A 20,204-nucleotide genomic window follows, 5' to 3' on the forward strand; every position below is an offset into this window, starting at 1 on the left:
CAGATATGAAAGTTTTAGTGTTGAACTGTGGTAGTTCATCTATCAAATACAAGCTGTTCGATATGGACAGCAAAGAAGTGATTGCCCAGGGAGGAATCGAAAAAATCGGTTTGAAAGATTCATTCCTGAAACTGACTTTGCCCAACGGTGAGAAGAAAATCCTTGAGAAGGATATTCCGGAACATACTGTAGGGGTAGAGTTCATCCTGAATACCTTGGTAAGCCCGGAATATGGCGCTATCAAATCACTTGAAGAGATCAATGCCGTAGGTCATCGTATGGTACACGGGGGTGAACGCTTCAGTAAATCAGTATTACTGACTAAAGAAGTGCTTGAAGCTTTCGCTGCCTGCAACGATCTGGCTCCCCTCCACAATCCTGCTAACCTGAAAGGAGTTGATGCCATTACGGCTATTCTGCCGAATGTTCCGCAAATCGGTGTATTCGACACTGCATTCCACCAAACCATGCCGGAATATGCATACCTGTATGCTATTCCTTATGAATTGTACAAAAAGTACGGTGTACGTCGTTATGGTTTCCACGGAACTTCCCATCGTTACGTTTCACAGCGCGTGTGCGAATATCTGGGGATTAAACCGGAAGGACTGAAACTGATTACTTGCCATATCGGAAATGGTGGTTCGATCGCCGCTATCAAAGATGGCAAATGTATCGATACTTCTATGGGATTGACACCGTTGGAAGGTTTGATGATGGGTACCCGTTCTGGTGATATCGATGCCGGAGCTGTAACATTCATTATGGATAAGGAAGGTTTGACAACTACAGGCATTTCCAACCTGTTGAATAAGAAAAGCGGTGTGGCTGGTATGATGAACGGTTCAAGTGATATGCGTGACTTGGAGGCTGCCGTTGCAAAAGGTGATCCTCAGGCTATCTTGACAGAACAGATGTATTTCTACCGCATTAAGAAATATATTGGTGCATATGCTGCTGCTTTAGGAGGCGTAGACGTTATCCTGTTCACAGGTGGTGTCGGTGAAAATCAGGCAACTTGCCGTGCCGGTGTTTGTGAAGGACTGGAATTTCTGGGCGTGAAACTCGACGCTGAAAAGAATAAGGTTCGTGGTGAAGAGGCCATTATCTCAGCTGATGACTCAAGAGTGAAGGTAGTGGTGATCCCTACAGACGAAGAATTGCTGATTGCGTCTGATACAATGGCTATCCTGGATAAATAAAGGTTGATAAGTAATATAGAGGAAAGGCCGGAGGCGGAGATTTATTCTCTGTACTCCGGCTTTTTATATAGTTTGGGTGTGGAGGGAGGCAATCCGTTTTTGAGCGCTAAGCAGCCGGGGACGAGCTATTTAACAGAATATTCATACCCCTTTCTCCTTTTCTTCATTTTAAAAGTTTTATCTTTGCTATCACTAACTCAAATAAACTTAAATGATACAAGAATGAAACGACTTTTTTATTTCTTTCTTTTTGTCTGTGTGGCAGTTATTGCGAATGCTCAGGCAAAATATGTTTTCTATTTCATTGGTGATGGAATGGGTGTGAACCAAGTAAATGGTACGGAGATGTACCGTGCCGAAATCCAGAAAGGGCGCATTGGTGTGGAGCCTTTGCTTTTCACCCGGTTTCCCGTCGGAACGATGGCTACTACTTTTTCTGCTACCAACTCTGTGACAGATTCTTCTGCTGCCGGGACAGCCCTTTCAACCGGTGAAAAGACCTATAATGGTGCTATTGGCATGGATGATCAGAAGAATCCCTTACAGACTGTTGCCGAGAAAGCTAAGAAAGCCGGCAAGAAGGTTGGGGTTACTACCAGTGTAAGCGTCGATCATGCTACTCCTGCAGCTTTCTATGCACACCAGCCGGATCGTAATATGTATTATGAAATAGCTACCGATCTTCCTAAAGCCGGTTTTGACTTTTATGCCGGTGCCGGTTTCCTGAAACCGACTACTACTTACGACAAAAAAGAAGCTCCGAGCGTTTTCCCGATGTTCGAAGAAGCCGGTTACACCATTGCCCGTGGATATAACGATTATAAGGCTAAAGCTGCCACAGCCGGTAAGATGATTTTGATTCAGGAGGAAGGTGCCGATGCGGGTTCTTTGCCTTATGCTATCGACAGTAAAGAAGGTGACTTAACCCTCACACAGATAACGGAAAGCGCGATTGATTTTCTGACCAAAGGAAAAAATAAAGGTTTCTTCCTGATGGTAGAAGGTGGTAAGATAGACTGGGCATGCCATGGAAATGATGCTGCTACAGTGTTCCACGAAGTAGCCGATATGGATAATGCGATCAAAGTTGCTTATGAATTTTACAAAAAACATCCGAAAGAAACCCTGATTGTAGTAACTGCCGATCATGAGACAGGTGGTATGGCATTGGGAACCGGAAGATACGCTCTGAATCTTAAAGCACTTGAAAACCAGAAGGCATCTGCTGAAGAATTGTCTAAGAAGATCAGTGATTTGCGCAAAGCTAAGAACAACCATGTGGCTTGGGAAGACGTTAAAAATCTGTTGTCCGAACAGATGGGCTTCTGGTCTGTACTTCCTATCTCGTGGGAGCAGGAAAAGAAACTGCGTGACGAATATGAAAAGTCATTCGTGAAAAATAAAGTAGAATTTGCCGAGAGTATGTATGCCAAGACTGAACCGATGGCAGCCAAAGCCAAAGAGGTGATGGATCAGATCGCTATGGTAGGCTGGACCAGCGGTGGGCATTCTGCAGGATATGTGCCGGTGTTTGCTATCGGTGCCGGTTCTGATCTGTTCATCGGTAAAATGGATAATACAGAGATTCCGAGACGCATTGCAAAAGCGGGCGGATATAAGTAACCGGCAGATAAGTTCACCATAGAGCACGCAGAGTATACAGAGGATTTGTTGATATACGTATTAATAAACTCTGTGTACTCTGTGTGTTTTGTAATGAACTTGCCTCGTTGACGTTAATTTATCCTCAATATTCTCTATCTTTCAAAGAATTTCTTTAGCTTTGTCTTGTAAACTTTCAAAGAAATATAGAAATGACTAAGTTTGAAATAGAAGAAAAGATAGTAGATATGCTCAAAACCGTATTCGATCCCGAGATACCGGTAAACGTATACGATCTGGGACTGATCTACAAGATAGACGTCGCCGAAGAGGGAGAGGTCTCTATCGATATGACCCTGACCGCTCCTAATTGTCCTGCGGCAGATTTCATTATGGAAGATGTGCGGCAGAAAGTAGAGTCAATTGAGGGAGTGAATTCCGCCACTATCAATCTGGTTTTTGAGCCGGAGTGGGACAAAGATATGATGAGTGAAGAGGCTAAACTGGAACTGGGCTTTTTATAATCGTTACTGTTTTACCTCTATTCTTAAACGATCCATTCTTACAGTATGAAGAACGTATATTTCCTTTCTGATGCCCACTTGGGTTCACGTGCCATAGAGCACGGACGTACACAGGAGCGGCGCCTGGTCAATTTTCTCGACAGCATAAAACATAAAGCTGCCGCGGTATATCTGCTGGGTGACATGTTCGACTTTTGGTATGAGTTCCGTTTGGTGGTGCCCAAAGGTTATACCCGTTTTTTAGGAAAACTCTCTGAACTGACTGATATGGGAGTAGAGGTGCATTTCTTTACGGGCAACCATGATCTTTGGTGTGGCGATTACCTGACCAGGGAGTGTGGGGTGACGATTCACCGTGAGCCGGTGACTACGGAAATCTATGGGAAAGAGTTCTATTTGGCGCATGGTGACGGACTGGGCGATCCGGACAAAAAGTTTAAGTTACTGCGCACGATGTTCCATAGTCGTACGTTGCAGACTTTATTTTCCGCCATTCATCCCCGTTGGAGTATGGATTTAGGACTGAATTGGGCCAAACATAGCCGATTGAAACGTGAAGGGGGGAAAGAGCCTGATTATATGGGTGAAGATAAGGAGTTCTTGGTGCTTTACACAAAGGAGTATCTGAAAAATCATCCCGATATAAACTTCTTCATCTACGGTCACCGTCACATTGAACTTGACTTGATGTTAAGTGCTACCGCACGTATACTTATTCTGGGCGACTGGATCAATTATTTCTCTTATGCGGTGTTTGATGGTGAGAACCTGTTTCTTGAGAATTACATCGAGGGAGAAACACAGCTTTAATTTTCCGGAGTCAGTTGCCGGAGACGAATCAGATAAGCCCTTCGTCAGCAAAACTATAAAAACAACCGTCGCAGACAATGATATGATCCGTCAGGGTAATGTTCATTGTTTGCGACGCTTTTTGTATAGCTGCCGTCAGGCGTTTGTCTTCCTGGCTTGGTTTTGCATTGCCCGACGGATGATTGTGAATCAGAGCTATCTGTGTGGCACGTCCTATCAGGGCTTCCCGCAAGATGGTGCGTACATCGGCGTATGTTCCGTCAATCCCCCCTGTACTGATACGTAATTTGCTGATTACTTTGCATGCCTGATTCAAAAGTAGGATCCAGAACTCCTCTTGTGGCAGGTCGCACATTAATGGGTGGAACAGCCTGTAAATGTCCTCTGAGCATCTGACTTGTTTACGCTCTTTGCTTTCCTGTAGTTTGCGCCTTTTCCCCAGTTCAAGAGCTGCCATGATAGTAAGACTTTTGGCGGGTCCCATGCCCTTGAACGAGGAAAAGTCCCGTACTTCCCATTTCCCCAGTTCATTCAGGTTATTGTCGCAAGAGGCAAGTACCCTTCTCATCAGTTCAACGGCACTCTCTTCCGTATTGCCCGAACCTATCAAGATGCCCAACAGCTCGGCGTCGCTCAATGCTTCGGCACCTTTTGCCATCATTTTTTCGCGTGGCCTATCGGCTTTGGACCACTGGTTGATGTTTAGTTTTTGTTTGTTTTTCATAAGTCGGATAGAGAGTGTTTGTATTCTTTTTATATCAACAACTGAAAGACCGCCTTTTTTATTTATAGAAGTTCTTGCGGAAAGCTTCAAACTCGTTTTTTCCCAATACACAGCGTTCCCACCACGCACGCCAGAATCCCGTTCCGTATCCGATAAGTTGGATGAAAGAGGCAGCGATGGAATAGATGCCGATGCGTAAACTTTTGTTTTGCAGCGCAGAATCCAGACAGACCAGCAATGTATAAAGCAGAATCGGGACAAGACTGAACAGGCAGAAGGGAGTACATAATAGCAGAAGTGTAACTCCTAATGTGAATGCAGCCGGTAACAGGTGGACGACTTTCAACGATTCGGGATATTTTTTATAGAGGTTGATACGCGCAATGCCGGAGTTGTGTACCTGCTTGAAGAACTTCTTAAAATCTGTGCGCCGTTTGTGGTATACCCAGGCACCGGGAAAGAGACGGCATCGGTATCCTCCTTTGAAAATGCGAATGCTGAAATCGATGTCTTCGCCGAAGCGCATATTAGAGAAGCCTCCCAATGCCTGATAGACTTCACGGCGGACACCCATATTGAAACTTCGCGGATAGAACTTATCCATTTTCTTTTTACCCCCGCGTATGCCTCCGGTAGTGAAGAAAGAAGTCATCGAATAATTGATCGCTTTCTGTATATCAGTGAAAGAACTATGTGCCCGGTCCGGTCCGCCAAAGGCATCGGCCGGGGTGGCAGAAAGTTCCTGTTCCACTGCATCGAAGTATCCTTCGGGAAGGATACAGTCCGAATCTAATATGATAAGGTAGTCCCCTCCGCTGCGTTCGGCCCCGTAATTACGGGTCTGTCCCGGGCCGGAGTTTGGTTTGGCGTAATAATGTATGTCCAGTTTCCCTTGATATTTATTTACTATCGCTTCGCAAGGGACAGATGATCCGTCTTCTACCACTATGACTTCGAAATCCTTGAAATGTTGGGTAGTGAGGCTTTGCAATAATTCGTCCACTTCATCGGGACGATTGTAAACGGGGATAATAACGGAGTATCGCATAGGTTTAATGATAATCGGTTGTTGACTTGCAAATATATGCCATTATTTTTCGATAACCGTCATGGATGGTAATAAAAAAATGCGGCCCCTATTCCCGTAAGGGATAGAGGCCACATTTTTTTTCGGCAGTTAACCTGTTTATGCTTTTACACGACCTACATAAGAGCCGTCACGAGTATCGATTTCGATTGTTTCGCCTTCGTTGATAAATAGCGGAACACGAACGGTTGCACCTGATTCTACAGTAGCCGGTTTCAATGTGTTAGTAGCTGTATCCCCTTTCATGCCCGGTTCTGTATAAGTAACCTTCATCTGAACTTTGATAGGCATATCAGCGTAAAGTACGGTTTCAGTAGAAGCATCAGATACTACTTCCAGAACGGCACCTTCCAACAGGAAGTCTACACCGTTGATCAAGTCGTGGGCAATCGGGTGTTGGTCGAAAGTTTCCTGATTCATAAAGATATAGTCTTCACCTTCTTTATATAAGAACTGGTAGGGACGACGTTCTACACGTACATCTTCCAACTTTTCACCGATGTTGAAGCGACGTTCGAGAACGTATCCGCTTACCACATCTTTCAGTTTAGTACGCATGAAAGTGTTACCTTTTCCAGGTTTAACGTGGAGGAATTCGATACAGAAATACAGTTTGCCATCCATGCGGATACAAGTTCCGTTCTTGATGTCTTGAGCATTAATCATACTTGATATTCTTTATTTTATAGATTGTTATTGAGTTATCTTCGAACCTTTTCGGGTGCAAAAGTAATCTAAATCGGCAAAAAACACAAAATGTTTTGACTAAAAATGACTTAACTCTTGGTTTATTTAAAAAAAGTGCCTATTTTTGCAGCCCGAATCCGTAGAAATAATAACATAAAACAAGATACAGTAATGAAAAGAACATTTCAACCCTCTAACAGAAAGAGAAAAAACAAACACGGTTTCCGTGAGAGAATGGCTACAGCTAACGGTCGTAGAGTATTGGCTGCGCGTCGCGCTAAAGGTCGTAAGAAACTGACTGTTTCTGACGAATACAACGGAGTGAAGGCATAAGTATTAGCCATAGCAAACGAATAAGAAGAAGTGAAGGAAGATTCCTTTGCTTCTTTTTGTTTTAATAAGCTTTTATCAAAAACTCAGTGAAACTCTGTGATACTGTGTAGCGAAAATAGTATCTTTGTCCGGATTAACAGCTTATAATTATGACGATAAAAGAATTTTTTTCTTTCAAAGCCAATAGATTCTTCTGGGTAAACATCATAGCCATGGTTGTGGTGGCTGTGCTCATTGTGTTCGGCGCACTTAAAGGATTGGATATATACACACGCCATGGCCAAGCTGTAGTGGTGCCCGACGTAAAAGGGATGTCTGTAAGCGAGGCTGAAAAGATGTTCCGGGATCAGGGACTGACTTATGTTGTGTCCGATTCCAATTATGTAAAGAACAAACCGTCCGGCATCATTCTTGATCTTAATCCGTCGGTCGGGCAGAAAGTGAAAGAAGGACGAACGATCTACCTCACAATAAATACACTCAGTACTCCTTTGTGCGTAGTGCCCGATGTGGCCGATAACAGCTCCGTGCGTCAGGCACAGGCAAAGTTAATGGCTGCCGGCTTTAAGCTGACCGAGAACCGGATGGTGAGCGGAGAGAAGGACTGGGTATATGGTGTCATTTATCAGGGACGCCAGTTGCAGATTGGAGATAAAGCTCCTATCGGTGCTACTTTGACTCTGATGGTGGGTGACGGGGTACAATCTGCCGGAGCCGATTCGGTCGATATGGTAGAAAATGCTGCCATTTCTGCTGATGATTCCGGGACTGAAGACGATTCCTGGTTTTAATGTAAGAAACGTATACGTAGAAAAAACGCATGATAGAAGAATTGCCTGACGAACTTGAACAGGACGAATTGGATGATATAGAACCTGTAGGTGACGAGAACCAGCTCTACGAGCATTTCCGTGTGGTAGTGGACAAAGGGCAGGCGATGGTCCGGGTAGATAAATATTTGTTTGAACGCATCGTCAATGCTTCGCGCAATCGCATACAGAAGGCTGCTGAAGACGGTTTTGTCATGGCTAACGGCAAGCCCGTGAAGAGTAGCTATAAGGTGAAACCGCTGGATGTGATTACGGTGATGATGGATCGTCCCCGCTACGATAATGAGATTATTCCTGAAGACATTCCCTTGAATATTGTCTACGAAGACAAATACCTGATGGTGGTGAACAAGCCTGCCGGGCTGGTTGTGCACCCCGGACACGGAAACTATCATGGTACATTGGTCAATGCCATCGCCTGGCATCTGAAAGATAATCCGGACTATGATGCTAACGACCCTCATGTGGGATTGGTACATCGCATCGATAAAGATACTTCGGGGTTACTGGTCATTGCTAAAACTCCGGATGCCAAAACCAATTTGGGCATTCAGTTTTTCAACAAGACTACCAAACGCAGATACCGTGCACTCGTATGGGGAATTGTCGATCAGGACGAAGGTACCATCGTGGGGAGTATCGCCCGTAATCCGAAAGACCGGATGCAAATGGCCGTTATGCCCGACCCGGCTCAAGGAAAACATGCTGTCACCCATTACCGGGTACTTGAGCGTCTGGGATATGTCACTCTGGTGGAATGTATTCTTGAAACAGGGCGTACGCACCAGATACGCGTACACATGAAGCATATCGGTCACGTACTCTTTAATGACGAACGGTATGGAGGTCACGAAATCCTGAAGGGAACTCACTTTAGTAAATACAAACAATTTGTAAACAATTGCTTCGACACTTGTCCGCGGCAGGCCTTGCACGCCATGACGCTGGGGTTTGTGCATCCCGTCACTGGTGAAGAGATGCATTTCACTTCGGAGTTGCCGGATGATATGACCCGGTTGATAGAGAAGTGGCGAGGCTATATTAGCAACAGAGATTTAGAATGAAACGCAACATTGCCATCGTGGCAGGAGGCGATACCTCCGAAATCGTAGTTTCCCTGCGTAGTGCACAGGGCATTTACTCCTTCATTGATAAGGAGAAGTATAATTTGTACATCGTAGAAATGGAAGGCCGTCGCTGGGAAGTGCAGTTGCCGGACGGAAGTAAAACGCCGGTAGACAGAAACGACTTTAGTTTTATGAATGGGGCGGAGAAGGTTGTATTCGACTTTGCCTATATCACCATTCATGGGACGCCGGGTGAAGACGGACGTTTGCAGGGGTATTTCGACATGATGCGCATTCCGTATTCGTGTTGTGGTGTATTGGCTGCTGCCATCACTTACGATAAGTTTGTCTGCAACCAGTATCTCAAGGCATTTGGCGTACGTATCTCCGAATCATTGTTGTTGCGTCAGGGACAGACTGTTTCCGATGAGGATGTGATAGAGAAGATCGGTCTGCCTTGCTTCATCAAACCCAATTTAGGAGGGTCCAGTTTTGGAGTGACAAAGGTAAAAACGCGCGAACAAATTCAGCCGGCTATCGCTAAAGCTTTCGGCGAAGCGGAAGAGGTAATGATAGAAGCTTTTATGGCCGGAACAGAATTGACTTGCGGTTGTTATAAGACGAAAGAAAAATCGGTCGTTTTCCCGTTGACTGAGGTAGTGACGCATAATGAGTTTTTCGATTACGATGCGAAGTACAACGGACAAGTAGACGAAATCACTCCGGCACGTGTATCGGAAGAACTGACCGAACGGGTACAGGCATTGACTTCGGCTATCTATGATATATTGGGATGTTCGGGCATTATCCGCGTAGACTATATCATTACGGAAGGTGAAAAGATTAATCTTCTGGAGGTGAATACCACACCGGGTATGACCGCTACCAGCTTCATTCCCCAACAGGTGCGTGCTGCCGGAATGGATATAAAAGATGTAATGACTGATATTATTGAGAATAAATTTTAACTGTAAGCTGTGAGCAATGGGCTACAGGCTGCACAAACCGCAAGTTTGGTGTGGTATAAGATAGCGTGGCTCTCGTAGCTTATACAAAGAATGAAAGCTATGAATACAACCGAGTTTGATGAAATCCGTCCTTACAACGACGAAGAGCTCCCCGGAGTTTTCGAAGAACTGATTGCCGATCCGGCTTTTCAGAAAGTGGTTGCCGGGGTGATACCGGATGTTCCCTTTGAGATGTTGGCACAAAAGATGCGTGCCTGCAAAACGAAACTGGAATTTCAGAAGACCTTCTGTTACGGTCTGCTGTGGAAACTGGCGGGGGAGTGTACTGATGGTATCTCATTAGATCATACGGCTATTCCGGACAAGAGTAAGGCATACACATACATTTCGAATCACCGGGATATAATCCTCGATTCCGGCTTCTTGTCGGTACTGTTAGTCGACCAGGGGATGGATACGGTGGAAATTGCCATTGGTGATAACCTGCTGATTTATCCGTGGATCAAAAAGTTTGTCCGGGTCAATAAATCATTTATCGTACAGCGCGCACTGACTATGCGGCAAATGCTTGAATCATCGGCACGTATGTCCCGTTATATGCACTATACGATTGGTCAAAAGAACCAGTCCATCTGGATTGCACAGCGTGAAGGACGTGCCAAGGACTCCAATGACCGCACCCAGGACAGTGTGCTCAAGATGCTTGCGATGGGTGGAGAGGGTGATGTAGTGGATCGTCTGATGGAGATGAATATTGCTCCTCTTGCTATTTCTTACGAATATGATCCTTGCGATTACCTGAAAGCACAGGAGTTCCAGTTGAAACGTGATATAGAGGGGTATAAGAAGACCATGGAAGACGATCTGAAAAATATGCAGACCGGTCTGTTTGGTTATAAAGGTAAGGTACACTTCCAGACCGGGGCCTGCCTCAATGATTTGCTTTCGACAGTGGATCGTTCTTTGCCTAAGCCTGAGTTGTTTACACGCATCTCTACATGGATCGACGAACGCATTCATGGCAATTATCGACTCTACCCGGGCAATTATGTGGCTCATGACTTGCTGACCGGCAAAAATGATTTTGAGTCCCATTATACATTGGCCGACAAACAACGTTTCGAAGCCTATATGGAGAAACAGCTTGGAAAGATTGAGATACCCGATAAGGATATTCCATTCTTGCGTGAAAAGTTGTTGCTGATGTATGCTAATCCGCTTGTGAATTACTTAGCTGCACGTCAATGAGAATATGGGTGCTGCATATCGCCCGACTTGTATTGCTCTCTGCTTTCCTGATCTCCTGTAATGAAGAAGAGGGAGCCTCTTACCCTCCTGTGAAACTGGAGTTTCTGACCGCTGAGGCGGGAGCAGACGGTACTTTGCAAACATTGGTAACGGATAAGGGAGAGCGTCTGGTGGTGGCAGAAGACCGCACCCGGACGGAATTATTCCCGAATGGAAGTAGCCGCGTGGTGAGTAATTATGAAGTAATCTCGTCCGCCGGTGGGCAGAAGGAGGTGCGGATTTATGCATTGGCCAATACTGTATCTCCTGCCCCGGTACCCGCTGCGGAGTTCGGAAATGGTTTGAAACTGGACCCGGTTGATGTGCTGAGTATCTGGATGGGGCGTGATTTTCTGAATATGACCCTCTCCATCAAAGCACAAAGTGAGAAACACAGGTTCCATTTCATTGAAGAGTCCGTTGTGAGGGATGCCGTAACAGGGCGGTTAACTGTCCGTTTGATGCTCTATCATGATAATGGAGGAGATATGGAAGCCTATACCAAACGGGCTTATGTCTCGGTGTCGTTGGGCCGGTATGCGGCAAGTGCTGCCGAACCGGCAATGATTTATTTCAGCTTGCATACGTATGACGGGAAGGTGAAGACCTATCAGTTTGAGTACGTACCCAGTCACTAATCATTAATTACTAAAAAGTTGTGTTTTGAATTTATTATTTAATTCTGTAGAGATGTGTATGATTGTATTGGGTGGAGTATATTTAAGTGATATTGGAAAGCGTTTTTGTTATTAAACGACTTTAGATATTATTCTTATTTTGTGTTCTCATTTCACCATGTCTTGAGAATTTATTAAAAGAGGGTGTCCGAAAAGGGTACCCTCTTTTTTTATGTAAAAGTCCGAACTTTCCCAAGCTCGGACTTTTTAATTTGCTCTAAAATGTTTATCTTAGAGCATGTTAATCGATAGTGCAAATATACAATTTAAGGAGTATTCTCAAGGTATGGATTCCTTATTTCCTTGCCGTCTTGATGAAAATATTTCTTCGGATGCTCCGGTCCGGCTTGTCAACCAGATTGTTGATAAGCTTGACATCAGTCCGTTGTTATCTACTTATAAGGGTGGTGGTTGTCCTGCTTATTATCCCCGCATGCTTTTGAAAGTGTTGTTCTTCGCCTACCTGAACAATGTGTACTCTTGTCGTAAGATAGCACGTCTACTTCAGGAGAACATCCTTTACATGTGGCTTTCGGGCAAGTCCACTCCCGACTTCCGTACCATCAATGATTTCCGCAGCAAGCGTTTGAAGAGTTGTATCCACAGTTTGTTCACTCAGATTGTGCTCATGCTTGTTGAGTTGGGATATATCAGCCTGGAAAAACAATATATCGACGGGACCAAGATGGAGTCGGCAGCCAACCGTTATACTTTCGTCTGGCGCAAAAGTGTGGAAAAGTATAAGGATCGTCTGGAAAATAAGATTCAATGTATACTTTCTCAAATTGATGAGGGTATTCTCGGTGACAACACCGCTCCTGGAGAATCAACTCTTCCTATTGACAGCCATGCTCTGAAAGAAAAAATAGATGCCATTAATCTGGAGAACCGCAATAAACGTGAACTTCGTCAGATTAAAAAGCTTAATGAGGAGTACTTACCTAAGCTGCAGGAATATGAGAAACACTTGGAAATAATGGGGGAAAGAAACAGCTATTCCAAAACAGATCCTGATGCGACTTTTATGCGCATGAAAGAAGACCACATGAGGAACGGTCAGCTTAAACCGGGATATAATCTACAGATATCCACGGAAAACCAGTTCATAACAAACTATGCTTTCTATCACAATCCGGGTGATACGTTGACGTTGATTTCATTTCTATTGTATGGCCGGATGAGATACTGCCGGTTCATGAAAGAGGTTTGTGCGGATGCCGGATATGGAAGTGAGGAAAATTATGAGTTTATGGAACGCTTCGGTATAAGCGCTTATGTGAAATATAATTATTTTCATATGGAACAAACAAAAAAATGGAAATGTGACATCTCCAAACAAGATAATTTGTATTATAACGAACCGGAAGATTACTTTGTATGTCCGATGGGACAGTATATGAAATTTGCCTACACGATAAAGGCTGTCAATGATAATGGATATGAAAGTGAAATAAGTGTTTACCGTGCTAAGAACTGTCAGGGATGTCCCCTACAAAATAAATGTCACAAAGGGAGAGGAAACAGGGAGATCAAGGTGAATCATAAATTAAGGCGGTACAAGCAACTGGCACGTGAGAAACTCACTTCATCAAAAGGGCTTGAACATAGGAGCAAAAGACCGGTGGAGGTGGAAGCGGTCTTCGGGCAAATAAAATGGAATAAAGAGTACAAGAGGTTCAGGCATAAAGGCTTGGAGAAGATTGTCATGGACTTTGGAATATTGGCTATTGCATTTAACATCGGAAAAATGATCTGCAAGCAGAAAAAGGCTAAGAAAGGGAGGGATGGAAAGGATTATAAGACTGATAAAGGGAGAAAATTGAGTTTCATGAGGGGCATTTTTATAAGTTGTTGGATAAATCACAAAAAAAGAAAAAAGTTAGAGGGTACCCTTTTCGGACACCCTCTTTATTTATGTGTATATTGTGACCATTAAACGATATTTGATTAATCTTAAAAAAGAAGCTTATGAAAAAGAACATTTTATTGGGGAGTGTTTTGTTATTTATTATGGTTATCACATTGGGAGTCTCTATATCAAGAACTCAGAATGTGAATTCCGATTTGTTTTCTTTGGTTGGCGTGGAACAGCTATCTTATGCTGAGGTTATTGGCCCTGTTGAAGTAACTTGTAGTGGAGGTAGTTCTGGTACTTGTTTCAAAATGGGATATCAAGAGGGATTATATGGTACTTGTTACTTCTTTTGTACTTTTACTGGATATCAAAGCGACTATTGTAGTTCTTGGTATGTTAACTTGGTGAATTTTTGTACAATAATAGGGGGGATCTAAACGTATCGATATAAAATGATTTTGAGGGTTATGTATAACTTTTGAGAGCAGAAACTATGAATTTGAGTAAAAAGTGTTAATATACAATGTGCTAATGTATTATAGCTTTTTACTCAAATTGTTTTAATATTTATTTCTCTGAGGCTTAAATTATGAAAAATATACTTGTTTTTATTATTATAGCAATGGGACTTGCAGCATGTAGGCGTTCGTCTACAATCACTCCAAGAGATGTAAAGGGCATAAAGACAGTAAATATAGATAAAAATAATGTAGTTTCTATCTATGATATTTTTTCTAAGGTGGAAATAATTCCTTTAGAGATGACTGAGGAGTCTGCATTAGGCTATCCTCTAAGAAAAATTTTAGTGAATGATGGAAATTATTATGTTTTAGATTACACTCAAAATACAATCTTTAAATTTGACTCTTGTGGCAAATATTTAGATAAGATTAATAAATTAGGCTCTGCTCCAGAAGAGTATACTTTATTATATGATTTCAGTTTTAATCCTTATAACCAAAATTTGGAATTAATGTCTGCTATGGGATATATTAATATTTATGATCATTCTGGGGAATTTTTTAAGCAGCGTGTAAATTTACCCAAAACAGTACATTCTATTAACTATTTTGCAAATTTATCTCCCGACAAATATGTTTTCTTTAGTAACACAAAAGAAGGTAATAAGATTATGCTTTATGATATAAAAGAGAAAAAAATAACTTCTGAGAATTATGATGTACCAAGTTTTATTTTTACTAATACCCCTTATCATCATTCTTATAGTCCATTTTATATGCATAATGATACTGTTTGCTTTGTGCAAGCTTATAATGGCGATGTATTTACCATTTGTGAAGATGGAACTCTGAAACCTAGATTTCAATGGAATTTTATGGAATATAATTTTGATATTTCGACTCTTAAAGAGGAGTCGATCGAATTTTATGTTAATCATAGTCGTAACGTAAGTAGCCATTATGCAACATGTTTTTTAGCTTATGGTGAGAATTCTGATTATTATATAACTCGTTTTAGACTGAAGAAGAGATATTACCATTTGATATTAAATAAAAAAGAAGGGACCTGTCTCACATTTAATTCTTTGAAGGAGGGGTGTGACTGTTTCCCGTTTTTAATGGATAATAATTATCTCTACTTTTATGTAAGCCCTCGGGAACTAAATTTTGCATTGAATCCAGATGTACTTAATAGTAGAGACCGATTGAAATTTGAAACTGTAACTTTTGACGATAATCCAATAATAATTAAATATACATTTAAATGACAGAAATGAGAATAAAAGTGATTTTGTTTTCTGGCCTTTTGATGGCTTTTTCGATTTTAATAATAACAGTTATAATATTATTTATGTGCGCAAATATTACTCAGAAACCAAAAGAAGAAGATAATCCTGACTTTGGAATAGAGAGAATGTATATTGAGGATAATATTTATGAGGCCAGTATGAATAATGGTTTAGAGTTAGATTTGCCTTGGATTCATTTAGATACAGTATTTGTCTGCTATTATTCTGCTCAATCATGTGGCATTTGTGTTGAGTATGCTTTAAATAAGATAAAAGAGTCCTTTGAGCCTACTGATATGGGGCAATGTGTATGGTTTTTAACTTCTGATTTTAATCCTAAAATGAAATTTAGTGAGGAAGGGACAATAAATCTTGGTAAGAAAAAAAGTGGATTAAAAATAGAAGGCTCCATGTATGTATGTTATTTTTTGCTGATAAATGGAAAGGTCCAACATCTTTTTATACCTGAAAACAAATTCCCTAATTATACAGATATTTATCTGAAAACAATGAAAAAACGATATTTCTAGGAACTTGTTTGAGGAATAATTTCTGAGTTGTAAAATTGTAATATAATATATTGGGCTTTAATTAAATATTGTTTCCTAACTTCTTGATTATTATGGGATAACTTGATGTAAACACAATGGGTGTTGTTAAAATATGGTAATCGAATTATTGACATCTCTTTCGATGTTGACAATCAACTTTGGGGAAAGAAACAATATGCAGCAATGCTGCTCAGTAGATTTACAACAAGATTTGAAAAGCTTATGTTTGGAATGCCCTATTTGGACGATGTTCTTTAGTTCATCATTGATAGTTTCGGTGATAGATTTTTTCTTGAGCAATATTCTGTCGTGAATGCTCATAGGTGTTCTCCGGTGTGTTGCTGTTGAGTAGGGTAATCAATTGTATTCAGTTAATAAACAACTTTTTGAGGAGTTTTTGATTATATGTCCTTTGTTTTCGATAATGATCATAGGAAATCAGATGGAGAAACAGGTGAGTCAAATGTGTGTATACATATTGCTGATAATAATGTTCCAAACGTCTGTAATCTAAGGTATGAAACATAATGAGAATTGAATCACCTACGGCATTCTTAGATTTTGGTGATATTTCTGCTTTTGAGAAGTGTTTCAGAATTTATGTTATATTTTTCAACAGGGTATCAAAAAACTAACAGAAATCATTTGTTAAACAGAATATTTCAATAACTTTGTTTTCAGCAAACATAGCGATAAGAGACTTGAAAATGTTATAATTAAGCATTATAACTTTGCGGGTATTATTGTTATTTATCAAATAATCAAACGATTAAATCCTGTTGAACTCACGTCGTTATAGAATCAAACAATTACTAAATTATATGTCGAAAATGAATTCAATGCTTATGGGAATATGGTTTTTATTGTCATCTCTCTTTTCTTGCCAGCAGTCGAAAGGGGATTTCAAGACAGTGCCGGTAAAGGAGTTTGCTTCACTGATTCAGGACGAGAGCGTACAGCGGTTGGATGTCCGTACAATGGCCGAGTACTCTGAAGGCCATATCCCGGGGACTATCAATATCAATGTGCTTGATGATTCGTTTGCCGCTATGGCAGACTCTACGCTTCAGAAAGATAAGCCGGTAGCTTTGTATTGCCGTAGTGGTAAGCGCAGCAAGAAAGCGGCTGCCATCCTCAGTGAGAAAGGTTATAAAGTTTACGAACTGGATAAGGGATTTAATGCCTGGCAGGAAGCGGGAGAGAAAGTAGAGAAATAACGATCAACGATGAACAGCAATCATGTGCAACCCTGTTCATCGTTGATCGTTCATTGTTATTATAGATTTTCCAACAGTCTTTTCAATACTACTGTTGCTGATATTTCGCGGTTTGCAGCTTCCGGGATTACAATGGATTGGGGGCTCTCGATAACATCGTCCGTCACAATCATGTTCCGTCTTACCGGAAGGCAATGCATGAAGTAGGCGTTGTTGGTTACGGCCATTTGGCGTTCGCCTACGGTCCAGTTGCGGTCTGTACTCAAAATCTGTCCGTAGTTGTCACCTGTGTAGGCTGCCCAGTTCTTGGCATATATAAAGTCGGCTCCTTCGAATGCTTTCATCTGGTCATATTCTACCCGTGCGTTTCCTACAAACTTCGGGTCGAGTTCATAACCTTCAGGGTGGGTGATGACAAATTCATAGTCAGTGGCATTCATCCATTCGGCAAACGAGTTGGGGACTGCCTGTGGCAATGGACGCGGATGCGGTGCCCAGGTCATTACTACTTTCGGACAGGCAGTCTTTTTATATTCTTCGATGGTGATAAGATCGGCAAAGCTCTGCAACGGATGGCGGGTGGCCGCTTCCATGGAGAATACCGGGCGTCCGGAATGTTGTATAAACTGATTGATGATTACTTCGTTATAGTCGTACTCGCGGTTCTCGAAGCGGGCAAACGAACGTACACCGATAATGTCGCAATAACATCCCATGACCGGAATGGCTTCCAACAGATGCTCTGGTTTGTCACCGTCCATGATGACGCCACGTTCCGTTTCCAGCTTCCAGGCTCCCTGGTTGATGTCCAGCACAATTACGTTCATACCCAGGTTAAGCGCAGCTTTCTGAGTGCTGAGGCGGGTGCGGAGGCTGGAGTTAAAGAAGATCATCAACAGGGTTTTATTACGTCCCAGTTCTACATATTTAAACCGGTCTTTCTTGATCTCGAATGATTCGGCCAGGGCTGATTTCAGGTCGCCGATGTCTTGTACGCAAGTAAATTTCTTCATAATTGTCTTTGTTAGAATGAATATACCTTTCCGCAAAGGTATGATAAAATTTTCAATTGGCAGACTGTGCCCATGAAAGATACTCCGTTTGCCGTGGGGACAGGAAAGTGCTGTTGGCCAGATAATCCTTATTGTTAGCATAGATAAAGAGCACACTGCCCTTTTTAATCGTGTCGATTATCGGTTTGGCAAGTGCCTGCGGCAGGGCAGGACAACCCAGGCTTCGTCCCAGGCGGCCGGCAGAAGCGGCTATGTTAGGGTTGGCATAAGCGGCGCCGTGCATCACGATGGCACGTTGTTTGGCTTGGTCATTAATTCCTTTTTCCAGTCCGTTCAGTACCAGAGAGTAGCCGTTGCGCCCCTGATATGTATTTTCTGTCAGGTAAAAGCCAAGTGAACTTTTGTATGAACCGTTTTTATTGGAGAAAGAAGTTGCATAGTTCTCTCCGCTGTTTCTGCCATGTGATACGACAGAGGTATAAAGCAATTTCTTATTCTTCATATCGAGCACATAGAGGCGCTTCTGGGTAGATGGTTTAGAAAAGTCTATCAGCGTCATGATAGACTTGCTTTTCTGCTCGATTTTCCGGTAGCCGGTGACTGCCTGACGGAAGGCTGTATAGCTTACGATACCATCCAGGTGCATATCGTCGAACAGTTGATCCACTTCGTCCGTTTCGGGAGTGGAGGCAACGGATACAGGTTCACTGACCGGTACACGGCTGGGTGTTTCTGCCAAAGGAAGAAGAAACAACAGGAGAAATAGAAATACTTTTTGCATAGGAAACAGAGAAAAATAACGGCGCAAAGATACGGATTTCTATTCCAAAACAAAAATAATTGTCTCATTTACAGGTGCCCAATCGAAAATAAACTTCGAATGTGAGGTGGCATTCCGTACACACATGTGCGAACGGGGGGTGGTGCCCAGTGACGGACTGTACTCGATGAGTGCTTTGCGTGGCTCGTTTACCGGGACTCCGTGAATGTATCCTCCGTCCGAGAACCGGCTTGCGTAAGGTGCAAAGCCTCCGGTAGCGGTAGAACCGTCTTTGAGGAATATCATACGTGCCTTTTTCTCCTGCAATACGAAGATGCCTAACGGGGTTTCCTGTGCATACGGCGGGCGGTGTCGTCCGGTGGTGGCGGGGTTCATGCTGCGTACAGCCCATCGGGCCTCGCCGGTTTGTTCCAGTGTTGCTATGTTCTGGTCTCTCCGGTCTATCATGATTGCTTTGGTGAAACGGGTCGTATCCGGGAGTACTTTGACGTATTTCTTGGGTACATACCACTCTTCGCCTATGTAGATGGGAGATACCTTGACGAACTTTTCTCCGTCTGCCAGAAAACGTACCAGCGAACCGTCTTCTCCATAACGTTCGGGTACCAGTGTATCGGTGAGCAGATAGAGCGGAACGGACTGGTAACGCTCTATGCCCAGGGTGTCGGCAATGCGTTTGTAAGCATTCCGTTTGTAGTGGCGCACCAATGGGGCTTCACCGTTCCGATTCTTATAGTTTTGCAGGATACCCCATCGAGAGGGCTCTTGCTGGATATTCTCGAGCAGAGCCAGACGTTCTTTGATCTTATCCCACTGGAAACTGCGGGTGGTATCTTTGTACGGGTAAGTATCTTCAAGGGTATATTTGTCGTAGAGCAGGTCTTTCACAATCTCTATCTGCTCTGCCGAGATAGCCTTGGGCTTCTCTTCGGGAGGTGTTTGTTCCAGTGAATCTGCTACAGTAACCGTTTCGGGCTGTAGCGGATTTGTTTTGTTTTCTCTGTTGCATGCGCAGAAAAGGAAGAGGAGGGAGAACAAGTATATATGGGCTGTTTGCTTCATAATGGGATGGGTTAAGGGTTTATTTACAAATATAATATTTTTTATAAGGAATAGCAAAGCGTTTTGTTTTCGTATTATTAATAATTTGCATATTTGCCCTTTGTTTTGTCAAGAGCAAGTTTACACTTCTTTAACGTGAGGTCTTGCCGGATTAAACTATTTATACTTTTCGGATTT

The 20,204-nt window shown here is 42.6% G+C and carries 22 protein-coding genes; 15 read left to right on the forward strand and 7 right to left on the reverse strand.

Annotation, left to right across the window (positions count from 1 at the left end; translation table 11 throughout):
- Positions 1–5 precede the first annotated feature (5 nt).
- From DBK98_RS06395 to DBK98_RS06410, 4 genes are all read left to right on the forward strand, one after another.
- Entirely contained in the window at positions 6–1,202 is a 1,197-nt protein-coding gene (locus DBK98_RS06395) for an acetate kinase (RefSeq protein ID WP_005810807.1), read from the forward strand.
- Positions 1,203–1,424: 222 nt separating this feature from the next.
- Positions 1,425–2,825 (forward strand): alkaline phosphatase, encoded by a 1,401-nt coding sequence (locus DBK98_RS06400; RefSeq protein WP_005778990.1) that lies wholly within the window; start codon positions 1,425–1,427, stop codon positions 2,823–2,825.
- A gap of 191 nt (positions 2,826–3,016) precedes the next feature.
- Positions 3,017–3,328 (forward strand): metal-sulfur cluster assembly factor, encoded by a 312-nt coding sequence (locus DBK98_RS06405; protein WP_005778989.1) that lies wholly within the window; start codon positions 3,017–3,019, stop codon positions 3,326–3,328.
- 45 nt (positions 3,329–3,373) lie between these two features.
- On the forward strand, positions 3,374–4,138 hold the full coding sequence (locus DBK98_RS06410; RefSeq protein WP_005810803.1) for a UDP-2,3-diacylglucosamine diphosphatase: 765 nt from the start codon (positions 3,374–3,376) through the stop codon (positions 4,136–4,138).
- A 28-nt stretch (positions 4,139–4,166) separates the two neighbouring features.
- Here the strand turns inward: DBK98_RS06410 and radC are convergent, their stop codons facing one another.
- The 3 genes from radC to efp form a co-directional block, all read right to left on the reverse strand.
- Positions 4,167–4,862 (reverse strand): DNA repair protein RadC, encoded by a 696-nt coding sequence (radC, locus tag DBK98_RS06415; protein ID WP_005810801.1) that lies wholly within the window; start codon positions 4,860–4,862, stop codon positions 4,167–4,169.
- Between the two features lie 58 nt (positions 4,863–4,920).
- Entirely contained in the window at positions 4,921–5,910 is a 990-nt protein-coding gene (locus DBK98_RS06420) for a glycosyltransferase family 2 protein (protein ID WP_005810799.1), read from the reverse strand.
- A 138-nt stretch (positions 5,911–6,048) separates the two neighbouring features.
- Positions 6,049–6,615: an elongation factor P gene (gene efp / locus DBK98_RS06425; RefSeq protein ID WP_005778982.1), complete on the reverse strand. Its 567-nt coding sequence runs from the start codon at positions 6,613–6,615 to the stop codon at positions 6,049–6,051.
- Positions 6,616–6,807: 192 nt separating this feature from the next.
- On the opposite strand from efp, the gene rpmH reads away from it, so the two are divergent.
- From rpmH to DBK98_RS06475, 10 genes are all read left to right on the forward strand, one after another.
- Entirely contained in the window at positions 6,808–6,969 is a 162-nt protein-coding gene (gene rpmH, locus DBK98_RS06430; RefSeq protein WP_004292199.1) for a 50S ribosomal protein L34, read from the forward strand.
- 149 nt (positions 6,970–7,118) lie between these two features.
- Positions 7,119–7,760: a PASTA domain-containing protein gene (locus DBK98_RS06435; protein WP_005778979.1), complete on the forward strand. Its 642-nt coding sequence runs from the start codon at positions 7,119–7,121 to the stop codon at positions 7,758–7,760.
- Positions 7,761–7,789: 29 nt separating this feature from the next.
- Positions 7,790–8,863: an RluA family pseudouridine synthase gene (locus DBK98_RS06440; RefSeq protein ID WP_005810796.1), complete on the forward strand. Its 1,074-nt coding sequence runs from the start codon at positions 7,790–7,792 to the stop codon at positions 8,861–8,863.
- A complete protein-coding gene (locus DBK98_RS06445; RefSeq protein ID WP_022011444.1) occupies positions 8,860–9,834 on the forward strand; it encodes a D-alanine--D-alanine ligase in 975 nt (324 codons plus the stop codon). Before DBK98_RS06440 ends, DBK98_RS06445 begins: the two co-directional genes overlap by 4 nt.
- A gap of 99 nt (positions 9,835–9,933) precedes the next feature.
- Positions 9,934–11,082, forward strand: coding sequence for a 1-acyl-sn-glycerol-3-phosphate acyltransferase (locus DBK98_RS06450; RefSeq protein ID WP_005778973.1), 1,149 nt, complete (start codon positions 9,934–9,936; stop codon positions 11,080–11,082).
- Entirely contained in the window at positions 11,079–11,759 is a 681-nt protein-coding gene (locus DBK98_RS06455; RefSeq protein ID WP_032535535.1) for a NigD-like protein, read from the forward strand. The genes DBK98_RS06450 and DBK98_RS06455 overlap by 4 nt, the downstream gene beginning before the upstream one ends.
- 277 nt (positions 11,760–12,036) lie before the next feature.
- On the forward strand, positions 12,037–13,734 hold the full coding sequence (locus tag DBK98_RS06460) for an IS1182 family transposase (RefSeq protein WP_033572489.1): 1,698 nt from the start codon (positions 12,037–12,039) through the stop codon (positions 13,732–13,734).
- Between the two features lie 32 nt (positions 13,735–13,766).
- Complete coding sequence (locus tag DBK98_RS06465; protein WP_005810792.1) at positions 13,767–14,090, forward strand: hypothetical protein; 324 nt, start codon at positions 13,767–13,769, stop codon at positions 14,088–14,090.
- A gap of 152 nt (positions 14,091–14,242) precedes the next feature.
- On the forward strand, positions 14,243–15,382 hold the full coding sequence (locus tag DBK98_RS06470) for a 6-bladed beta-propeller (RefSeq protein WP_005810790.1): 1,140 nt from the start codon (positions 14,243–14,245) through the stop codon (positions 15,380–15,382).
- Positions 15,379–15,933 carry a hypothetical protein gene (locus tag DBK98_RS06475; RefSeq protein WP_005810788.1) on the forward strand — a complete coding sequence of 185 codons (555 nt, stop codon included), beginning with the start codon at positions 15,379–15,381 and terminating at the stop codon, positions 15,931–15,933. The genes DBK98_RS06470 and DBK98_RS06475 overlap by 4 nt, the downstream gene beginning before the upstream one ends.
- Positions 15,934–16,059: 126 nt before the next feature.
- Here the strand turns inward: DBK98_RS06475 and DBK98_RS23575 are convergent, their stop codons facing one another.
- Positions 16,060–16,275, reverse strand: a complete 216-nt coding sequence (locus tag DBK98_RS23575) for a transposase (protein WP_080594398.1) — start codon at positions 16,273–16,275, stop codon at positions 16,060–16,062.
- Positions 16,276–16,775: 500 nt separating this feature from the next.
- On the opposite strand from DBK98_RS23575, the gene DBK98_RS06485 reads away from it, so the two are divergent.
- Positions 16,776–17,171 carry a rhodanese-like domain-containing protein gene (locus DBK98_RS06485; protein WP_005778968.1) on the forward strand — a complete coding sequence of 132 codons (396 nt, stop codon included), beginning with the start codon at positions 16,776–16,778 and terminating at the stop codon, positions 17,169–17,171.
- 59 nt (positions 17,172–17,230) lie between these two features.
- Here the strand turns inward: DBK98_RS06485 and DBK98_RS06490 are convergent, their stop codons facing one another.
- Genes DBK98_RS06490 through DBK98_RS06500 form a run of 3 tightly spaced genes read right to left on the reverse strand, consistent with a single transcriptional unit; the run spans position 17,231 to position 20,027 of the window.
- Complete coding sequence (locus tag DBK98_RS06490) at positions 17,231–18,184, reverse strand: acetylornithine carbamoyltransferase (protein WP_032535391.1); 954 nt, start codon at positions 18,182–18,184, stop codon at positions 17,231–17,233.
- Positions 18,185–18,236: 52 nt separating this feature from the next.
- Positions 18,237–18,965: a murein L,D-transpeptidase catalytic domain family protein gene (locus DBK98_RS06495; RefSeq protein ID WP_032535396.1), complete on the reverse strand. Its 729-nt coding sequence runs from the start codon at positions 18,963–18,965 to the stop codon at positions 18,237–18,239.
- Positions 18,966–19,004: 39 nt separating this feature from the next.
- A complete protein-coding gene (locus tag DBK98_RS06500) occupies positions 19,005–20,027 on the reverse strand; it encodes a L,D-transpeptidase (RefSeq protein ID WP_022011448.1) in 1,023 nt (340 codons plus the stop codon).
- Between the last annotated feature and the right edge of the window lie 177 nt (positions 20,028–20,204).

The organism is Bacteroides sp. PHL 2737 (assembly GCF_004115325.2).
In the GTDB taxonomy this organism is placed as follows: Bacteria; Bacteroidota; Bacteroidia; order Bacteroidales; family Bacteroidaceae; genus Bacteroides; species Bacteroides hominis.

Excerpts from the sequence above, each read along its gene's own strand:
- DBK98_RS06400 (WP_005778990.1), top strand. The coding sequence starts at position 1,425 with ATGAAACGACTTTTTTATTTCTTTCTTTTTGTCTGTGTGGCAGTTATT.
- DBK98_RS06395 (WP_005810807.1), top strand. The coding sequence starts at position 6 with ATGAAAGTTTTAGTGTTGAACTGTGGTAGTTCATCTATCAAATACAAG.
- DBK98_RS06440 (WP_005810796.1), top strand. The coding sequence starts at position 7,790 with ATGATAGAAGAATTGCCTGACGAACTTGAACAGGACGAATTGGATGAT.
- DBK98_RS06455 (WP_032535535.1), top strand. The coding sequence starts at position 11,079 with ATGAGAATATGGGTGCTGCATATCGCCCGACTTGTATTGCTCTCTGCT.
- DBK98_RS06445 (WP_022011444.1), top strand. The coding sequence starts at position 8,860 with ATGAAACGCAACATTGCCATCGTGGCAGGAGGCGATACCTCCGAAATC.
- rpmH (WP_004292199.1), top strand. The coding sequence starts at position 6,808 with ATGAAAAGAACATTTCAACCCTCTAACAGAAAGAGAAAAAACAAACAC.
- DBK98_RS06405 (WP_005778989.1), top strand. The coding sequence starts at position 3,017 with ATGACTAAGTTTGAAATAGAAGAAAAGATAGTAGATATGCTCAAAACC.
- DBK98_RS06460 (WP_033572489.1), top strand. The coding sequence starts at position 12,037 with ATGTTAATCGATAGTGCAAATATACAATTTAAGGAGTATTCTCAAGGT.
- DBK98_RS06435 (WP_005778979.1), top strand. The coding sequence starts at position 7,119 with ATGACGATAAAAGAATTTTTTTCTTTCAAAGCCAATAGATTCTTCTGG.
- DBK98_RS06500 (WP_022011448.1), bottom strand. The coding sequence starts at position 20,027 with ATGAAGCAAACAGCCCATATATACTTGTTCTCCCTCCTCTTCCTTTTC.
- DBK98_RS06475 (WP_005810788.1), top strand. The coding sequence starts at position 15,379 with ATGACAGAAATGAGAATAAAAGTGATTTTGTTTTCTGGCCTTTTGATG.
- DBK98_RS06465 (WP_005810792.1), top strand. The coding sequence starts at position 13,767 with ATGAAAAAGAACATTTTATTGGGGAGTGTTTTGTTATTTATTATGGTT.
- DBK98_RS06420 (WP_005810799.1), bottom strand. The coding sequence starts at position 5,910 with ATGCGATACTCCGTTATTATCCCCGTTTACAATCGTCCCGATGAAGTG.
- DBK98_RS06490 (WP_032535391.1), bottom strand. The coding sequence starts at position 18,184 with ATGAAGAAATTTACTTGCGTACAAGACATCGGCGACCTGAAATCAGCC.
- radC (WP_005810801.1), bottom strand. The coding sequence starts at position 4,862 with ATGAAAAACAAACAAAAACTAAACATCAACCAGTGGTCCAAAGCCGAT.
- DBK98_RS06470 (WP_005810790.1), top strand. The coding sequence starts at position 14,243 with ATGAAAAATATACTTGTTTTTATTATTATAGCAATGGGACTTGCAGCA.
- DBK98_RS06495 (WP_032535396.1), bottom strand. The coding sequence starts at position 18,965 with ATGCAAAAAGTATTTCTATTTCTCCTGTTGTTTCTTCTTCCTTTGGCA.
- efp (WP_005778982.1), bottom strand. The coding sequence starts at position 6,615 with ATGATTAATGCTCAAGACATCAAGAACGGAACTTGTATCCGCATGGAT.
- DBK98_RS06410 (WP_005810803.1), top strand. The coding sequence starts at position 3,374 with ATGAAGAACGTATATTTCCTTTCTGATGCCCACTTGGGTTCACGTGCC.
- DBK98_RS06485 (WP_005778968.1), top strand. The coding sequence starts at position 16,776 with ATGTCGAAAATGAATTCAATGCTTATGGGAATATGGTTTTTATTGTCA.
- DBK98_RS23575 (WP_080594398.1), bottom strand. The coding sequence starts at position 16,275 with ATGAGCATTCACGACAGAATATTGCTCAAGAAAAAATCTATCACCGAA.
- DBK98_RS06450 (WP_005778973.1), top strand. The coding sequence starts at position 9,934 with ATGAATACAACCGAGTTTGATGAAATCCGTCCTTACAACGACGAAGAG.